Annotated in this window: 10 protein-coding genes; 9 read left to right on the forward strand and 1 reads right to left on the reverse strand. The window is 61.0% G+C overall.

Translation table 11 applies throughout. The features are described 5' to 3' along the window. Positions 1–6: 6 nt before the first annotated feature. From OSW16_RS03515 to OSW16_RS03540, 6 genes are all read left to right on the forward strand, one after another. Entirely contained in the window at positions 7–807 is an 801-nt protein-coding gene (locus OSW16_RS03515; RefSeq protein WP_267820794.1) for an aspartyl/asparaginyl beta-hydroxylase domain-containing protein, read from the forward strand. Next, positions 795–1778, forward strand: a complete 984-nt coding sequence (locus tag OSW16_RS03520) for a sulfotransferase family protein (protein ID WP_267820796.1) — start codon at positions 795–797, stop codon at positions 1776–1778. Before OSW16_RS03515 ends, OSW16_RS03520 begins: the two co-directional genes overlap by 13 nt. A 171-nt stretch (positions 1779–1949) precedes the next feature. Next, positions 1950–2420 (forward strand): GNAT family N-acetyltransferase, encoded by a 471-nt coding sequence (locus OSW16_RS03525; RefSeq protein WP_267820797.1) that lies wholly within the window; start codon positions 1950–1952, stop codon positions 2418–2420. Positions 2421–2475: 55 nt separating this feature from the next. Continuing rightward, a complete protein-coding gene (locus OSW16_RS03530) occupies positions 2476–3063 on the forward strand; it encodes a phage tail protein (protein WP_267820799.1) in 588 nt (195 codons plus the stop codon). A 128-nt stretch (positions 3064–3191) separates the two neighbouring features. After that, positions 3192–13310 (forward strand): Ig-like domain-containing protein, encoded by a 10119-nt coding sequence (locus OSW16_RS03535; protein WP_267820801.1) that lies wholly within the window; start codon positions 3192–3194, stop codon positions 13308–13310. Positions 13311–13373: 63 nt separating this feature from the next. After that, complete coding sequence (locus tag OSW16_RS03540; protein WP_241804119.1) at positions 13374–14870, forward strand: TolC family protein; 1497 nt, start codon at positions 13374–13376, stop codon at positions 14868–14870. Here OSW16_RS03540 and cysC read toward each other — a convergent pair. After that, positions 14854–15429 (reverse strand): adenylyl-sulfate kinase, encoded by a 576-nt coding sequence (gene cysC / locus OSW16_RS03545; protein ID WP_267820803.1) that lies wholly within the window; start codon positions 15427–15429, stop codon positions 14854–14856. The genes OSW16_RS03540 and cysC overlap by 17 nt on opposite strands. Before the next feature lie 738 nt (positions 15430–16167). Here cysC and OSW16_RS03550 point away from each other — a divergent pair. The 3 genes from OSW16_RS03550 to OSW16_RS03560 are packed head-to-tail and all read left to right on the forward strand — an operon-like array spanning position 16168 to position 19349. Next, the gene (locus OSW16_RS03550; protein WP_267820805.1) at positions 16168–17274 is read left to right on the forward strand and encodes a DUF262 domain-containing protein; all 1107 of its coding nucleotides are present in this window, start codon (positions 16168–16170) and stop codon (positions 17272–17274) included. Continuing rightward, positions 17264–18394, forward strand: coding sequence for a DUF3696 domain-containing protein (locus OSW16_RS03555; protein WP_267820807.1), 1131 nt, complete (start codon positions 17264–17266; stop codon positions 18392–18394). Before OSW16_RS03550 ends, OSW16_RS03555 begins: the two co-directional genes overlap by 11 nt. Before the next feature lies 1 nt (position 18395). Next, the gene (locus OSW16_RS03560; protein WP_267820808.1) at positions 18396–19349 is read left to right on the forward strand and encodes a hypothetical protein; all 954 of its coding nucleotides are present in this window, start codon (positions 18396–18398) and stop codon (positions 19347–19349) included. Positions 19350–19410: the final 61 nt, after the last annotated feature.

Consider the following 19410-nt stretch of genomic DNA (forward strand, 5'->3'; position numbering starts at 1 on the left):
GCAGTCATGAGCGAAATCTCGCTGCCGCTATGTTCCCGGCTGCCGCTTGCCATCGACCTGCCGGCCTTGCTGCAGGCGCTGGCACGGGTGCACGCAGGGGCCTGGCAGGCGCATTTCAACCGTGGTTATCACGAGGGCGACTGGAGCGGTGTGGCGCTGGTCAGTGCCGAGGATGCCCCTGTGCCGCTCGCACCCGGCCGCGGCGCGCCGGTGAAGCTGGCCTGGTGGCACCAGGAGACGGCGTGGCAGGCCGCGCTGGCGCCATTTCGCGCGACACTGCAGGCCGCACGCCTGCTGCGCCTGGGTGAGGGCGCGCGGATTCACGAGCACCGCGACCCAGACTTGGGGCGCCCTGGCGGCTGCCTGCGCCTGCATGTGCCACTGCTGAGCCCACCTGGCGTTGAGTTTATCGTCGACGGCCTGCAGGTCCCCATGCAGGCGGGCGAGTGCTGGTTCGTCGACCTGTCACGTGCACATCGGGTGCACAACCCCGGCCCCGGTGAGCGTATCCACCTGGTGCTCGACTGTTTGCCCGACGACTGGCTGCTCGGGTTGATCGACCAAGGGCGGGCGCTGACCCCGGCGTTGAGCCCGGGGCGGGCAGCGCAGGCATTCGAGCGCTTCCGTGAGCACGTGGCGCATGACCCTGCGCTGGCAGCCAAGCTGCAGGTATTGGACGACCCACGGGCCTTCGTGGCAGCGGCCATTGCCCTCGGCGCAACCTTGGGCCTGGTGTTTTCCGAAGCCGAGGTGCTCAGTGCCATGCGCCAAGGCAAGCAAGCATGGAGCGATCAATGGCGAATCTGAATTCATCGGGCAGTTTTCACGGCTGGATGCCCATTCGCCTGTGGCGTGAGCAGGGTGAGTGGCGCCTGGACTGGTGCTGGTTTGGCCAGCAGGCCCTGACCAGGCCGTTTTTCCGAGACGACGTCGATCAGGCGTTGCGCCTGCCGTTCAACCAGGCCCTGCGCCGTAACACTAGCTTGCAGGCACTGCTGGACTGGCAGGAGAGCAGCCCAGGCCTGGCGCCTTCGGTGCTGGTGTTCCATGCCTCGCGCTGTGGCTCCACCCTGATCGCACAACTGATGGCCAGCCAGGCGCACAACATCGTGCTCAGTGAGCCGCCACCGTTGGACAACCTGCTCAGGGCACCGCTGCAGGACCCAGACGCCAGGCACTGGCAGGCCGAAGGCGTGCGCGCACTGCTTTCAGCCTACGGCCAGCGGCGCCTAGGCGAGGAGCGCCGGTTGGTGATCAAGCTCGATGCCTGGAACGTGTTCGAGGCGCCCTTGCTGGCCAAACTTTACCCCGACGTGCCGCGGATCTTCCTCTATCGCGACCCGCTGGAGATCGTTGTCTCGCAGTTGCGCCAGGCCGGCATGCACCGGGTGCCGGGCCTGCTTGGCGCGTCGGCGCTGGACACCTTGCTGGGCAGCGGCGAGGGCATGGACACGGTGCAATACACCTGCCGGGTAGTGGGCGAGATCCTCAAGGCCGGCCTGCAGCTATGCCGGGAGCATGGCGGCATTGCCGTCAACTACAGTGAACTGCCTGAGGCCATCTGGGGGCGCCTGGCCCCAGTGTTCGGCGTGATGCCGGGCGATGTGCCGTCGTTGCGTGAAGTGGCCGCGTTCGACGCCAAGCAACCGGGCATGAACTTCAGTGCTGACAGCCAGCGCAAGCGAGCGCAAGCCAGCGAGCACGTGCTGGAAGGTGTGCGTCAATGGGCGTTGGAACCCTATAAATGCTTGGAATTCATACGCTTGCATAACGCCTGAAAACTGGCGTCAAAAGGCTTGGAACAGCTGTTTGAGAAAACTGTGTAAATCGCCCTGTTCGGTAGTGGCGATTTGCCCCGACAATCGACTACGCTCAACGCCATCGTGTAGGACATTTCACTTGGATGTGCCCCCCACCAAGGGGTAACTACAGCAGGGAAGCGTGACTCGATGTCGACATCTGAAGTGCTTCTGCGCCCCGTGGTGGACGCTGACCAAGTGTTTCTGCGTGCCTTGTACGCTACCACCCGGGCCACCGAAATGGCCGCGCTGGCGTGGGGCCAGGCAACGATCGAGCATTTTCTCGACCAGCAGTGGCGTGCCCAGCACCTTCATTACCAGGCGCAGTACCCCGACGCCTGCTTTCTGATCATCGAAACCGCCCACGAACGTATCGGCCGTGCGTCCCTGCACTGGGCCGACAGCCACCTGCAGATCATCGATATGGCCCTGTTGCCCGCCTGGCAGGGCCAGGGTATCGGCACACGTCTGCTGCGCCAGTGGCTGGCACAGGCTGACCGCCAGGGCCAGAGCGCCGGTTTGCACGTCATTGCCCACAGCCCGGCCGTGCGCCTGTACCAGCGCAGTGGCTTCGAAGTGGTCGACGACAATGGCCTGTACCTGAAGATGCATCGTTCCTGAACCCCTTTAACGGGCCGCCCGGTCCGCCTTGCAGATAGTCATAGGAGAGCAGCAAATGGATCCGTTTCTCGGTGAGATCAAGATGTTCGCAGGCAATTTCGCGCCACGCGGCTGGGCATTCTGCCAAGGCCAGTTGATGAGCATTGCCCAGAACACCGCGTTATTCTCATTGCTTGGCACCACGTATGGCGGTGATGGCCGCACCACCTTCGCCCTGCCCGACCTGCGCGGCCGCGGGCCAATCGGTTTCGGCACCGGGCCAGGCCTGGGCAATGTGGAGCAGGGTGAAGCTGCCGGTGCCAACGAGGTCACGCTGTTGCAGCCGAACATGCCGATGCAGCAGGCGGTGATCCCGGCGCAGACCGTTTCGGTGGCCATACCGGCGGTGGAAGGCGATGCCAACGCTTCGGCACCTTCGTCTGGCAACGTGCTGGCCAAGTCTTTTGACAGTTCGGGTGCAGGGACGGCGGCGGATATCTATTCCAGTGACACGCCCAACACCAGCCTCAAGCCGTTCAACGTCACGGTGCCTCAAACCACCGTCAACCTCGGTGGTGGCTCGCTGCCGGTGTCTGTGCAGAACCCCTTCCTGGGCATGAACTTCATCATCGCCCTGGAAGGCATCTTCCCGAGCCGTAACTGAGTCAAGGCCGTGCAGTGCACTGCGGGGGCATCTCGGCGCCCCGCGGTGCAACAGGATTTTCAACAAGGATGCGCCATTGCCTGGCGCAGTGACAGGATCAACCAGCCCAAGGGCTGAATGAGGTCGGCATGGCATTCTGGAAGCGAAACAAGAAGAACCAAAACCCCAGCGTTTCCATGAGCCGGCCGAGCCTGATTCAGGCCTTGGAACCCCGCATGATGTTCGATGCTTCGGTGGCCGTGGTCGCCGACCAGGGCGCCCAGGCCGCAGAGGCAGCCACTGCCACGGCCACCAGCAAGGACACCGCCACCGCCAGCGATACGGCCAGCACCCAGGACAGCGCCAGCCATGAAAGCGCGCAGCAGGCCGCACCCGCTACGGCGCCGGCTACCCTGGCCGCCGAGCGCCACGAAGTGGTGTTCGTCGACTCCGCCGTCAGTGACTACCAGAAGCTCATCGCCGGCCTGCCCGCCGGGGTCGAGGTGGTGTTGCTGGAGAACGGCAAGGACGGGTTCAAGCAGATCGCTGATTACCTCGACGGCCGTACCGATGTCACGTCCATCGACATCATCAGCCACGGCGACAGCGGCTATGTGTACCTGGCCGGCAACGCCATCTGGGCCAACCAGCTGGCCAGCCATCAGGCCGACCTGGCGCGCATCGGTGCCAGCCTGGCCGAGGGCGGCGACATCCGCTTTTTCGCCTGCAACACCGGCCAGGGCAGTGATGGCCAGCTGTTCGTCGATGAAGTGGCAAGGCTGAGCGGCGCCGATGTCGGCGCGTCTGCCGACTCGACCGGCAACCGCGCCGGCGAGGACTGGGAACTGGAAACCGTCTCCGGCGTGGTCGCTACGGGCGTTGGTGTGCAACGTGGTGACCTGACGGCGTTCAATACGTCGCTGGCGACCATCACGGTAACCGACACCAATGCCTCGTCCGTTCAGGCCAACGGCTTGGTCTCGCTGGCCGAAGCGATCCAGGCCGCCAACACCGACGCCTCGGTGGACGGCTCTGCCGCTGGCAGTGGCAGCGACATCATCGTGTTTCATCAATCGCTGAGTGGCCAGACCATCCGCTGGTCCACCGCTTCGGCGTTGCTGGTCACCAGCAACATCACCATCAACGGTGATGTGGATGGCGACGGCCGAGGCGACATCATCCTCAGTGGCGACGTCAACAACAACGGCGTGCGTGATGCGACCGAGGCGTCGGGGCTGCAGAGCAACAGCGGCGGCGTGCTGACGGTGCGCAACCTTGATTTTCGTGAGTTCTCGGGCAACCTCGTCGGTGGCGCGATCCGTGCCAACAGTGGTTCGATCACCATTGAAGATTCGAACTTCCAGAACAACGCCGGTGCAGTGATCAACTCGGCGACCACTGTCGGCTCCGCGGTAGTGGTGCGCAACACAACCATTCATGACAACAGCGGCAGTATTGTCGGGGCCACCGCGATGTCATCGCTGGTGCGCTTGGGTGGCGCCAACAACCATGTGTTGGAAAACGTGGCGATCTACAACAACACCGGCACCTACGCTGCGACCGGCACCGTCGCCGGGGGGGCAGTGATCGTCCTGAACAACGCGGGTGGCTCGGTCAACATCGTCAACAGCACCATTGCCAATAACGTATTTCTCAATACCAGTACCGGAAGCATCACCTCCGCGGGCCTTGGCTGGGTCAATGGCCAGGGCGGCACTATCACGGTGCAGAACTCCATCCTCACCGGCAACACCGTCAACGGTGCTGCGGCCGATGCCGTCACCGGCAGCGGCTACACCAGCATCACCAACCTGATCGGCACCACGGTCAACTTCGTCAATGCTGCCGGGGGGGATTACCGCCTGGCCTCCACGGCCAGCAATGCCATCGACCAGGGCACCAGCAGCGGTGCGCCGGCCACCGACCTGCGCGGTTTCGAGCGGCCTCGCGGGGGCGCTGTGGATATCGGTGCCTACGAGGTGCTGTACTCGGCACCACCGGTGGTTGACCTGGACACCAATACTGGCGGCAACGACAGCACGGTGAACTTCACCGGCACCGCGGTGGCGATCGTGCCGAACATCTCCCTCACCCAGACTGACGGCGACACCCAGGTGAGCGGGGCCTCCCTGTCGCTGAGCGGTGTGGCCGATGGCGCCAACGAAACCTTGTCGCTCAGCGCAGCGCAGATCGCCACGGCTGCCGGGTTCGGCATCACTGTCAGCGGCTCGGGCAGCGCCGTGCTGACCCTGAGCGGTGTCGCCACCCTGGCCCAGTACCGGGCAGTGCTGGCATCGGTGGCCTATGGCAACGCGGCGGCGGCCTATACCACGGGCACCCGCACCGTGACCGTCAGCGTCAACGATGACATGGGCAGTACCACGCGTACCGCTTCGGTGGCCGTGCTGCCGCAGAACAGCGCCCCGGTAATCGGTAACCTCAATGGCGACAGCGCGGTATTCACCCAAGGCAACGGCGCGATACTGCTCGACGCGGGTAGCAATGCCACGGTCAGCGACAGCGACTCGGCTGATTTTGGTGGTGGCAACCTTACCGCTTCGATCAGCGCCAACGGCGTAGCCGGCGAAGACACCCTGGGTATCCGCAGCGTGGGTAACGGCGCCGGGCAGATCAGCCTCAGTGGCAATACCGTGAGTTACGGCGGCGTGGCCATCGGCACCGTGGCCGGCGGCACAGGCGGCGCCAGCCTGGTGGTGACCTTCAACGCCAATGCCACCGCCGCGGCGGTACAGGCGCTGGTGCGCAGTATCACGTATGACAACGGCAATGCCGGCAATGGCATCGGCCAGGCCAACCGAGCGGTTTCGCTAACCGTCAGCGACGGCGATGGCGCTACCTCCGGTACCGCCACGGTGCAGGTAACTGTCCGCGAGACAGTGCCGCCCACCGCTTCCATCAGCCTCAGTGACACCGCACTGAAAGTCGGCGACACAGCGACCGTGACCTTCACCTTCAGCGAAGCCGTGACGGGTTTCAGCAATGCTGACCTCACGGTGGTGGGCGGTACGCTGTCGGCAGTGAGCAGCAGTGATGGTGGCCTCACCTGGACGGCTACCTTCACCCCAAGCACCAACATCACGGTCGCCAGTGCGGCGATCACCCTGAACAATACCGGCGTCGCTGACCTGGCCGGCAATGCTGGCAGTGGCACCACCGTGTCGCCGAGCTACAGCATCGATACCCAGCGCCCTACCGCCACCATCGTCGTCGCAGACAATGCCTTGCGCGCGGGCGAGACCAGCCTGGTGACGATCACCTTCAGCGAGGCGGTAAGCGGCTTCACCAATGCTGACCTGAGCGTGGCCAACGGTACTTTGAGCACGCTCAGCAGCAGCGATGGCGGTATCACCTGGACCGCCACCTTCACGCCGACCAGCAACGTTACCGATGCCACCAACCTCATTACCCTGAACAACACCGGGGTCACTGACAGTGCTGGCAACGCTGGCACCGGCACCACCAACTCGAACAACTACAGCGTCGATACCCAACGCCCGGTAGCGACAATCGTGGTTGCAGACACTGCCTTGAGCATTGGCGAAACCAGCCTGGTGACCATCACCTTCAGCGAGGCGGTGACGGGATTCAGCAATGCCGACCTGACCGTGGCCAACGGTACCCTGAGCGCGGTGAGCAGCAGCGATGGCGGCATCACCTGGACCGCCACCTTCACGCCCACCAGCAATGTCACCGACGCCACTAACCTGATCAGCCTGGATAACACCGGCGTGACCGACGCTGCCGGCAATACCGGTAGCGGCACCACCGACTCCAATAATTACGCGATCGACACCGTGCGGCCGGTCGCGGCCATCGTGGTCGCCGACAGCAACCTGGCCATTGGCGAAACCAGCACCGTCACCATCACTTTCAACGAACCCGTCACCGGGCTGTCCCTGGCCGACTTCACTGTACAGAACGGCACGCTCAGCGGCCTGAGCACCAGCGACAACATCACCTGGACGGCCACCTTCACCCCCGCTGCCAATGTCACCGACACCAGCAACCTGATCACCTTGGACAATGCGGGCGTGGTCGACACGGCTGGCAACGCCGGCACCGGCAGCACCGGCTCGAACAACTACGCCATCGACACCCAGCGCCCAACTGCAGCCATCGTGATGGCCGACACTGCGCTGAACGTAGGTGAAAGCACCACGGTGACCATTACCTTCAGCGAGGCGGTCTCTGGCTTCACCCTGGCCGACCTGTCGGCGCCGAACGGCACCCTGAGCGGGCTGTCCAGCAGCGACGGCGGCATCACCTGGACGGCCACCTTCACGCCGTCGATCAACGTGCAGGACGCCACCAATGTCATCACCCTGGCCAACACCGGCGTGACCGACCTGGCCGGCAATGCTGGCAGCGGCACCACCGACTCGAGTAACTACACGGTCAGCACCCTGCAACCCACGGCGACGATCGTGGTCAGCGATGCGGCCCTGCGTATCGGTGAGACCAGCCTGGTCACCATCACCTTCAGTGAGGCGGTGACTGGCTTCACCCCTGCTGACCTGACCGTGGCCAACGGCGCCCTGAGCGGGCTCTCCAGCAGCGACGGCGGCATCACCTGGACCGCCACCTTCACGCCCGCCAGCAATGTCACCGATACCTCCAACCTGATCACCCTCGACAACAGCGGTGTGGTGGGCCAGAGCAGTGGCAACGCGGGCTCCGGCACCACCGATTCGAACAACTACGCCATCGACACCCAGCGCCCGACCGCAACCGTCGTGGTGGCCGAAAGCCAACTGGCGATTGGCGAGACATCGCTGGTGACCATCACCTTCAGCGAGGCGGTGGTCGGCCTCAGCAATGCCGACCTGGCGGTGAGCAACGGCACCCTGAGCGCGGTTGCCAGTTCAGACGGTGGCATCACCTGGACCGCCCTCTTCACGCCCACCAGCAATGTCACCGACGCCAGCAACCTGATCACCCTGGACAACACCGGCGTGGCGGACCTGGCGGGCAACGCAGGGTCCGGCAGCACCGACTCGAACAATTACGCCATCGACAGCCTGCGCCCGACCGCCACCATCGTGGTCGCCGACAGCAACCTGACCCTGGGCGAAACCAGCCAGGTGACCATCACCTTCAGCGAAGCGGTGACGGGCTTTACCAATGCCGACCTGACGGTTGCCAATGGCACCTTGAGCGCGGTTGCCAGTGCCGACGGCGGCATCACCTGGACAGCCACCTTCACCCCGGCCGTGGGCGTGCGGGACGCCACCAATGTCATCACCCTGGCCAACACAGGCATCGCCGACCTGGCCGGCAACCTTGGCAGCGGCACCACTTCTTCGAGCAACTACTCGGTCGACACCATCGTCCCTACCGCCACCATCGTGGTGGCCGACACTGCCTTGAGCATTGGCGAAACCAGCCTGGTGACGATCACCTTCAGCGAGGCGGTGAGCGGCTTCAGCAATGCCGACCTGACCGTGGCCAACGGTACCCTGAGTGCGGTGAGCAGCAGCGATGGCGGCATCACCTGGACCGCCACCTTCACGCCCACCAGCAATGTCACTGATACCAGCAACCTGATCAGCCTGGACAATACCGGGGTGGTCGGCCAGAGCGGCAACGCCGGTGTCGGCACTACCGATTCGAACAACTACGCCATCGACACCCAGCGCCCGACCGCAACCATCGTGGTGGCCGACAGCCAACTGGCGATTGGCGAGACGTCGCTGGTGACCATCACCTTCAGCGAGCCGGTGGTCGGCTTCAGCCTGGCCGAACTGAGCGTGGCCAACGGTACCCTCAGCGGGCTCGCCAGCAGCGACGGTGGCCTGACCTGGACGGCGACATTGACACCCTCAGCCGGCATCAGCGACACCAGCAACCTGATCACCCTGGACAACACCGGCGTGGCGGACCTGGCGGGCAACGCAGGGTCCGGCAGCACCGACTCGAACAATTACGCCATCGACAGCCTGCGCCCGACCGCCACCATCGTGGTCGCCGACAGCAACCTGACCCTGGGCGAAACCAGCCAGGTGACCATCACCTTCAGCGAAGCGGTGACGGGCTTCACCAATGCCGACCTGACGGTTGCCAATGGCACCTTGAGCGCGGTTTCCAGTGCCGACGGCGGCATCACCTGGACAGCCACCTTCACCCCGGCCGTGGGTGTGCGGGACGCCACCAATGTCATCACCCTGGCCAACACAGGCATCGCCGACCTGGCCGGCAACCTTGGCAGCGGCACCACTTCTTCGAGCAACTACTCGGTCGACACCATCGTCCCTACCGCCACCATCGTGGTGGCCGACACTGCCTTGAGCATTGGCGAAACCAGCCTGGTGACGATCACCTTCAGCGAGGCGGTGAGCGGCTTCAGCAATGCCGACCTGACCGTGGCCAACGGTACCCTGAGTGCGGTGAGCAGCAGCGATGGCGGCATCACCTGGACCGCCACCTTCACCCCCGCCAGCAATGTCACCGACACCAGCAACCTGATCAGCCTGGACAATACCGGCGTGGCCGGCCAGAGCGGCAACGCCGGTGTCGGCACTACCGATTCGAACAACTACGCCATCGACACCCAGCGCCCGACCGCAACCATCGTGGTGGCCGACACCCAACTGGCGATGGGCGAGACGTCGCTGGTGACCATCACCTTCAGCGAGCCGGTGGTCGGCTTCAGCCTGGCCGACCTGAGCGTGGCCAACGGTACCCTCAGCGGGCTCGCCAGCAGCGACGGTGGCCTGACCTGGACGGCGACCTTGACACCCTCAGCCGGCATCAGCGACACCAGCAACCTGATCACCCTGGACAACACCGGCGTGGCGGACCTGGCGGGCAACGCAGGCACCGGCACCACCGATTCGAACAATTACGCCATCGACAGCCTGCGCCCGACCGCCACCATCGTGGTCGCCGACAGCAACCTGACCCTGGGCGAAACCAGCCAGGTGACCATCACCTTCAGCGAAGCGGTGACGGGCTTCACCAATGCCGACCTGACGGTTGCCAATGGCACCTTGAGCGCGGTTTCCAGTGCCGACGGCGGCATCACCTGGACAGCCACCTTCACACCAGCCGTGGGCGTGCGGGACGCCACCAATGTCATCACCCTGGCCAACACGGGCATCGCCGACCTGGCCGGCAACCTTGGCACCGGCACCACTTCTTCGAGCAACTACTCGGTCGACACCATCGTCCCTACCGCCACCATCGTGGTGGCCAACACTGCCTTGAGCATTGGCGAAACCAGCCTGGTGACCATCACCTTCAGCGAGGCGGTGAGCGGCTTCAACAATGCCGACCTGACCGTGGCCAACGGTACCCTGAGTGCGGTGAGCAGCAGCGATGGCGGCATCACCTGGACTGCCACCTTCACGCCCACCAGCAATGTCACTGATACCAGCAACCTGATCAGCCTGGACAACACCGGGGTGGTCGGCCAGAGCGGCAACGCCGGTGTCGGCACTACCGATTCGAACAACTACGCCATCGACACCCAGCGCCCGATCGCAACCATCGTGGTGGCCGAAAGCCAACTGGCGATTGGCGAGACATCGCTGGTGACCATCACCTTCAGCGAGCCGGTGGTCGGCTTCAGCCTGGCCGACCTGAGCGTGGCCAACGGTACCCTCAGCGGGCTCGCCAGCAGCGACGGTGGCCTGACCTGGACGGCGACATTGACACCCTCAGCCGGCATCAGCGACACCAGCAACCTGATCACCCTGGACAACACCGGCGTAGCGGACCTGGCGGGCAACGCAGGGTCCGGCAGCACCGACTCGAACAATTACGCCATCGACAGCCTGCGCCCGACCGCCACCATCGTGGTCGCCGACAGCAACCTGACCCTGGGCGAAACCAGCCAGGTGACCATCACCTTCAGCGAAGCGGTGACGGGCTTCACCAATGCCGACCTGACGGTTGCCAATGGGACCTTGAGCGCGGTTTCCAGTACCGACGGCGGCATCACCTGGACAGCCACCTTCACCCCGGCCGTGGGCGTGCGGGACGCCACCAATGTCATCACCCTGGCCAACACGGGCATCGCCGACCTGGCCGGCAACCTTGGCAGCGGCACCACGTCCTCGGGCAACTACGCGGTCGACACCATTGTGCCCACCGCCACCATCGTGGTGGCCGACAACGCGTTGCGGGCGGGCGAGTCCAGCCTGGTGACCATCACGTTCAGCGAAGCGGTCAGCGGGTTTACCTTGGCTGACATGAGTGCGGCCAATGGCGTGCTGAGCAACCTGAGCAGCCAGGACGGGGGCATCACCTGGACCGCGACCCTGACACCGACCAGCAATGTCGAAGACACCAGCAACCTCGTGTCTCTGGACAACAGCGGGGTAGTTGCCACGGCCTCTGGCAACGCCGGTGTGGGCAGCAGCATTTCCAACAACTACGCCATCGACACCCGCGTCCCCAGCGTGACCAGTGTCGGTGGGCCGGCCGGCGTTGCCTACAACGCCGGCGACGCGCTGGTGTTCGTGGTCAATGCCAGTGAAGCCGTGCAGGTGGCCGGTTCGCCACGCCTGGCCCTGGAAGTCGGCGGGCGCACGGTGTTCGCCGAATTGATAGCCGGTGCTGACACGCCGACCCTGGTGTTCCAGTACATCGTCCAGGCCGGCGACAATGACAGCGATGGCATCCGCGTGACCGGCCTGTCGGCCAACGGCGCCACCCTGAGCGATGCCCAGGGTAATGCCATGAACCTGGCCTTGAATGGCATCGCCGACACGAGCACGGTGCTGGTCGATACACTGGCACCTGCAGCCGTCGGCATCGTCACCCTCGACCCATCCCCGAGCAACGCCCAGAGCGTTCGCTTCACCGTCACCTTCAGCGAACGCGTCAACGGCGTTGACCTGGCCGACTTCAGCCTGGTCGCCAGCGGTACCGCCAGCGCGACGCTCAGCGGCCTGCGGCAGATAAGCGATGGCGTGTACGAGATCACCGCCAGCGGTGTCAGCGGCAGCGGTACCCTGGGCTTGAACTTGAAGGCATCTGGCACCGCCATCAGCGATGTGGCCGGCAACGTGCTCACGGGCGGCCTGACCGGCGCGGTGTACACCGTCGACCATGACGCCCCCACGGTGAGGAGCGTCAGCGTGCCGGTGGGCGTGCATTACAACATCGGCGATACCCTGACCTTCGTGGTGGATACCAGCGAAGCGGTGATTGTCGACGGCGCACCGCAGCTGGCACTGGATGTGGGCGGGCGTACGGTGTATGCCGATTTCGTCGCTGGCTCCGGCACGCCGACGCTGGTGTTCCAGTACCGCATCCAGGCTGGCGACAACGATGCCGACGGCATCCAGGTTGTGGGGCTGGCCGCCAATGGCGCGACCTTGCACGACGCTGCCGGCAATGCCTTGCAGCCAGGGCTGGGGGCGGTTGGCGACAGCACGGGCGTCATCGTCGATACCCGCTTGCCGAGCGTCGAGTCGATCGTGCCGATGCCTGTCAATGGCAGCGGTAGCCAGGGCTTTATCGTGACCTTCAGTGAAGCGGTTCGCGGCGTCGATTTGAGCGACTTCCAATTGGTGGCGAGCGGCAGCGCCAGCGGCACCCTGCAATCACTGGTGCAGATCGACAGCCGCACCTGGCAGGTGAATGCCGTGGGGGTTGCCGGCAGCGGCAGCCTGGCCTTGGCCTTGAACAACAGCGGCACGGGTATCAGTGACATGGCTGGCAACGGGCTGGAGGGCGGTTTCGTCGGCCAGGGCAGTGCGCTGCAGGGCACGGGCGCTGACACGCAGTTCCTGGCCTACCCGACCACGCCGCCAAGCCTGGCCGGCCAGCCACTACCCCTGCCCGGCACAGCTGCGTCAGCGTTCTCGGCGTTCCAGTCACCTCTGCTGCCAGTACCGTTGTTCGAAGTGCCGAGTGTTGGCGGTGGGCTGCCGCCGCTGGGCAGCATCTTTATCCACGAGGGTGCCCTGGCGCCCAGCTACCTTGCCCAGGTGTTTGCAGGGCAGCAGGGCGGCTCCGCCATCGGCAACGGCAGCGGCAGCGGTTTCCTCGGCTTTGGCGGTGGAGATGCCAGCGTGTTCGGCGCCAGCAGCCTGGCCAATATTTTCGACAAGACGCTGCCGGACGACGGCGGCCAGTATGAGCTCAGTGGCGGCAACCCTTGGCGCCAGGGCGGCGAGGGCCAGGCCGGTGCGCCGACGCTGGGGCAGCAGTTGCAAGCTTTCAAGGAGGGCGAGCAGCGCCAGGTCAGGGAGCTGGCGCTGGCGCTCGGACAGATCAAGGCACCCATGCCCGAGGCGTGAGCCAGAGCCATGGCGGATAACAACACAATGGATATCAAAAAGCAGTACCAGGGGGCGGTGGGGATGAGCAAGGCATCAAGGATATTTGCGATCAGCATGTTGGCACTGGCGGTGACAGGTTGTGCCGTGAAGACCCAGCCGATCGAGCGCAGCGTCAGCGAACAGCGCGCGCGTGACGACCTGGCCAGCATGTTCAAGGGCCAGGAGGCACTGCAAGGTCCGCTGACCCTGCACCAGGCAATGGCCCGCGCGGTCAAGTACAACCTGGAAGCACGGCTGAAGGTGATGGAAGAAGCCCTGGCCCAGCGCCAGGTGGACCTGGCCACCTTCGACATGCTGCCACGCATGGCGATGTCGGCAGGCTATGCCGGGCGCAGCAATACCAGCGCCGCCAGCAGCCGCAGCGTGCTGACCAACACCCAGTCGCTGGAACCCTCCACCTCCCAGGACCGCGACCGCGACGTGGCGGACCTGACCATGGTGTGGAACGTGCTGGACTTCGGTGTCAGCTATGTCAGCGCCAAACAGCAGGGCGACCAGCGCCTGATCGTGCAGGAGCGCCGGCGCAAGGTGGTGCAGACCATCATTCAGGACGTGCGCTCGGCCTACTGGCGGGCGGTGGCTGCCGAGCGCCTGCTCAAGCAGATCGACGCCTTGATGGTGCGGGTGGACCAAGCGCGTGACAACAGCCAGCGCATGGGCGAACAGCGCATCGGCGACCAGATCCAGGCGCTCAACTACCAGCGCTCGCTGATCGAAGCCACCCGCCAGCTGGAGGAACAACGCCGCGCCCTGTCGCTGGCCAAGACCGAGCTCGGCGCGCTGATCAACCTGCCGCCTGGCACCGACCTGACCTTGGCCGCCAGCGACGACTACAGCGTGCCCGAACTCAAGGTCGGGCTGGACAGCCTTGAGCAGCAGGCCCTGGCCTCACGCCCGGAACTGCGCGAGCAGGACTACCAGGCACGCATCAGCGCCGCCGAGGTGCGCAAGTCGATGCTGCGCATGTTGCCGGGCCTGGAGTTCTCCGCTGGCGGCCATTACGACAGCAACAGCTTCCTGACCAACCAGCACTGGGCCGACTACGGCGTGAAGGTCACCTGGAACCTGTTCAACGTGTTGTCCGGCCCGGCTTCGATCGATGTGGCCAAGGCAGGTGAGCAGGTGGTCGAGGCACGCCGCCAAGCCATGTCGATGGCCATCCTGGCCCAGCTGTACGTGGCCAACGCCAACTACAGCGAAGCACGTCGCCAGTTCGCCACCAGCCAACAGATGGTCGCCCTCGATCAACAGATCGTCGAACAGCTGCGCAACCGCCATCAGGCCCAAGGCATTGGCGAGCTGGAACTGATCCAGGGTGAGCTCAACGCCCTACAGGCAGACCTGCGCCGCGACCTGGCCTACGCCGAGCTGCGCAACAGCTACGGCCAGCTGTTCGCCAGCGCCGGCCTTGACCCGCTGCCGGCAACCCTGCCGTCCGACAAACTGTCCGACATCGCCCAGGCCCTGGGCAACAGCGAAGCCCGCTGGCAGCGAGGCGAGATCACGCCGGGGTCGTGAGCCCTTGGGGGGCCAGGACCTGCTCAAGGACATAACCCAGCAGCAGGTCCTGCGCCCTTTGCAGCGTGGTGCCAGCGGTATCCACGACCAGCTCGGGGTGCTGCGGTGCTTCATAGGGGGCATCGATGCCTGTGAACCCCTTGAGCTCGCCAGCCCGTGCCCGGCGGTACAGGCCCTTGGGGTCACGCGCTTCGCAGGTGGCCAGGTCTGCTTTGACATGCACTTCATGGAACCCGGTTTTGCACGCCCGGCGCGCCGCTGCGCGGTCGACGCGGTAAGGGGAAATGAGCGCGGTGATGCAGATTAGGCCGGCATCGGCGAATAGTGCTGCGACCTCGGCGGTACGGCGGTTGTTTTCATGGCGGTCAGCGGGGGAGAAGCCAAGGTCGGCGTTTAGGCCGTGGCGCAGGGCGTCGCCGTCGAGAACGTAGCAGGGGTGGCCTAACTGGTTTAGGCGCAGGGCTAGGGCGTTTGCCAGGGAGGATTTGCCTGCGCCGGAGAGGCCGGTTAGCCAGATTACTGCGCCGGGGTGATGGGGGGCGCTTCCTGCGTTGGGCACGGTTGGTTCTCCTGGGGGGAGGGCGGGGGGCTTGGATGGTTAGGATAGTTGGGGTTGGGTTGGGAACGCAGGCAAATGCTGAGGCTCGAACACAAGCATGGAAAGCAGACACTCAACAAGACTTCCGTCAGCGTCCTCACATAATCCTTTATTGGGCCGGGGGAAGCTGAATAAACTTAGTAACATATTGTTTTTAATGAAAAAGAAACTTTATCGAAGACATCTAGGAATACCACCTGGAATACTGCTAGCCATAAGATCCAGACTTAGACTTGTTATGTAAGAATGCGAAATTGCCTCTCCGGCTTGAAATCGCCCTATCTCTGACGGCTATGTCAGACTGCTAACCTCCACCCTTGCTTACGCTAGGGAGCTGGATGATGTGCCGACAGGTCCTCAAATGCGAGCGATCAGGGCAGGCATCGCTCCTGGGAAGGATTACTGATGGCGCCTTGATCGCGCGCGCCCCAAGGCTCGGGGTCTGACGCACAGGTTTGGTAGGTCAATCCCCATACATCGATACCGCCAACGTCGTACAATGGCAGGCAGGATTGCGCAAGAACGATGGTAAGGCATGGCCTGACGCTTTGCTCTCCACTACCATGGGGGGATGTGTTGTACATGTCGAGGCCCAGAGCGAATCATGGAGCGCTCTCTGCAAGTAGCAATGTGACTGGCCTGACTTAAGTCTGACCAATAGACATAGAACTATGGCCATAATACGAGATAAGGAAAGTGATGACAAAAATCAATGAAGAAATGTCCGGTTCTGACGTTGAGCCTATCGAGGGATTAGACAGAGATGAGGATATTTCCTTCGGCGATTATCCAATTGATACCGTACTTATTCGAAACGAAAATAGGACCGTCCATGACGTACTACGTCGTATCGAAAAGGGAAGTTTCGTGATGGATCCTGATTTTCAGCGAGATTTTATCTGGGCTGAAGATAAGCAGTGTAAATTAATAGAGTCTGTTATGATGCGGATTCCTTTGCCGGTTTTCTATTTAGCGGAAAATAGCAAGGGTAAAATGATAGTTGTAGATGGTCTTCAGAGGTTGTCGACATTCCAACGTTTTGTCAATAATGAGCTGAAGCTTAAACTTCCTCACCAAAGTGAGCTGCATAACAAGTACTTTCAGGATCTTTCACCGAAGCTGCAGAATAGGGTAGAAGACTGTAACTTGGTTTTGTATGTGATCGATGCCAAGGTTCCCGCGCAAGCATTGTTAGATATTTTTGAACGAGTAAACGGTGGCGTACCTCTTACTAGACAGCAAATGCGCAACTGTCTGTATTCTGGAAAAGCTACGCGCTTCTTGAAGGAAGAAAGTAAAAATAGTAGCTTTTTAAAATCTACTGGCGGCAGTTTAAATAAGAAGACGATGCGCGATCGAGAGCTAATTAATAGGTTTTGTGCATTTGAGCTTCTCGATACGTCTCGCTACAAAGGTGATATGGATGATTTTCTTGCTAAAGCACTGGAACGCATGAATGAGATGTCTGAGAGTGAGTTGGAGCAGCTTTCAGCACGTTTTAGAGCTAGTATGCGTAACAATTTCTTGATTTTTGCTAAGCATGCTTTTCGTAAACATTCTTCACCCTATGATACTAGGAGCGTAATTAACGCATCTCTATGGGACGTCATGTCTACAGGTTTGAGTCGTTATCCTGAATCAATAGTGGAAGCACACGCCGAGGAACTTCATGACGGTTTCTACACACTGATGGAGAATCCGAAATTCAGAGAGGCAATTTCGTTAGGTACGAACCAAGTTGCACGCGTAAGCTCAAGATTTGAGTTGACTAGAGAGATGCTGGAGGAGGTTCTCGGTGATCAGTAAGGTAGAGTTGCGAAATTTTAAGTGTTTTCAGCATCTTAAAATGCCACTTGCTGATTTGACGCTCTTAGCTGGATCGAATGCATCCGGAAAATCGTCATTCTTGCAAGCTTTGGTAGTACTTCATCAAACTATTCGCGAAAATGAGTGGAGTAAGCGCCTGGTTCTTAACGGAGAGATTTTGAGTCTGGGTACAGTTCAGGACGTTGTTAATAAAATTCATGGTCGGAATGATTTTAGTCTCAACTTGACAGATGATGAGTCTACCTATTGTTGGGGGTTTAACGGCGAGAGAGCCGAAATGTCAATGCAGGTTAACTGTTTTCCAGGAGAGCCTATTAGTAGTGACGTGAGCTTGAACAAGCTTTTGCCGATGGAAGGCAGAGAAAATCAAAAAATTTGCACTACCCTTGAAACGCTCACATATATAACTGCTGAGCGAATTGGACCTCGGGATTTCTACGCTCTTGAGGACAGACGTACCATTCAAACTGTTGGTCCTAAAGGTGAGCACGCTGTCAGTTGCTTGTACCGCCTGGCAGAAAAAACCGTTCATAGTAATTTATGTGTAGCTGGAACGCCTCCGACATTGATGAGGCAAGTCGAAGCGTGGATGCAAAAGTTTTTTCCAGGTTGTGGTGTTGAAATCACACCAATTGCACGGATGAATGCGGTTTCATTAGGGATAAGGACTTCTGATGAAACTGATTACCATAGACCTGTTAATGTCGGGTTCGGTCTTACACAGGTGTTGCCAATATTGGTCGCTACATTGTCAGCTAATGAAAATGACTTGATCCTGATTGAAAACCCTGAGGTTCACTTGCATCCGGCTGGACAGGCGCTGATGGGGGGATTTTTGGCAATGATTGCGAGCTCAGGAACACAGATTGTCCTGGAAACCCATAGTGATCATGTGCTGAATGGAATTAGGCGAGCGGTTCGGAGCAAAGTATTGACTCCATCTCAGGTTGCTTTGCATTTCTTCCGCCCATCTACGCCTGATATGGATCAAGTAGTTTCACCACAACTGGACGCTTCTGGAAATATTGATTTTTGGCCAGAGGGTTTTTTCGATCAGTTCGATAAGGATATGAACCACTTCGCGGGGTGGGGGGAGTGAGATGGAGCTCTTTTTCAATGATTGCTCGCTGCATGGTCAGTTTCAGGATGTAGGTAGTTTTGAGAGCTCTTTAGATGTAATCATGGCAATGCGAGGGCTGGCAAAAAAGTATGGTCGAGAGATTTACTGTCACAGGGGCTTAATGCATTCCAGAGTGACTGATCAGTTAAATCTTCCTCAGGCCATGAGTGCTATTAATAGAAGTAAGGCTATCGCTTTAGTTGGGTGGTTTAGTAAGGCTGGCCCATTTTGGGAGGATGGCCGTCGGCATTCCCCTGAAGAGTACTTAGAGTGCTCTAATGAGGTGGTGACGGATACCGCTATCGGTGAATGTGCATATTTGAGTTTTTTAAGCCAGGCTGCACAGCTCGCGAGTATGACACCATCATCCTGGCTGTCTCCACTGATAGAGGTGACCTGGCATCGAAATGAGCAGCCCGCTCAGGTCGGCAGCTTGGTCAACCACCTTGGTGCTGCGACGCTCGAATTAGAGCTGCAGAAGGCTGAGAAGCCATTACAATCCTGGGCAGAGCTTGCCAGAGTTTGCCCAGCAAAATTTGAAAATTTAATCTTCTCTGATAATACATTTAGTCCATTGTCTGGCACTCCCTTCGTGTCAGCGGCGGCTAAAAGTATTATTGATCTATTGAGCGTGCTTCAAAGATTCAAAGCTACTCACATTACAGGTAGTGGAAGAACGCGCGAAGGCGATGAGCTTTATCAGACTTATTTTACTGGCGCACGAGCATGGTTTTCCGATTCGAGTGACAGAGAAAAGCGGGACTTCGAACAAGAGTTAAAGTTTACAGATCCTGAAAATCCTAGGGAAAAAATATCAGCACCATATCATGGAAAAGTTCAAACGCCTCAAATGCGTATACACTTCACATGGCCTGTAGCGGCTGATACTCCGCTTCATGTGCTCTATATAGGTGATAAAATTACAAAATACTGAAAGTTGAGCTAATGGAGCGCCGCCAAATTTTTGGTTGGCGTCGCCCCTACCTAGCTAGGTG

Origin of the sequence: Pseudomonas putida (assembly GCF_026625125.1) — a bacterium.
In the GTDB taxonomy this organism is placed as follows: Bacteria; Pseudomonadota; Gammaproteobacteria; order Pseudomonadales; family Pseudomonadaceae; genus Aquipseudomonas; species Aquipseudomonas putida_X.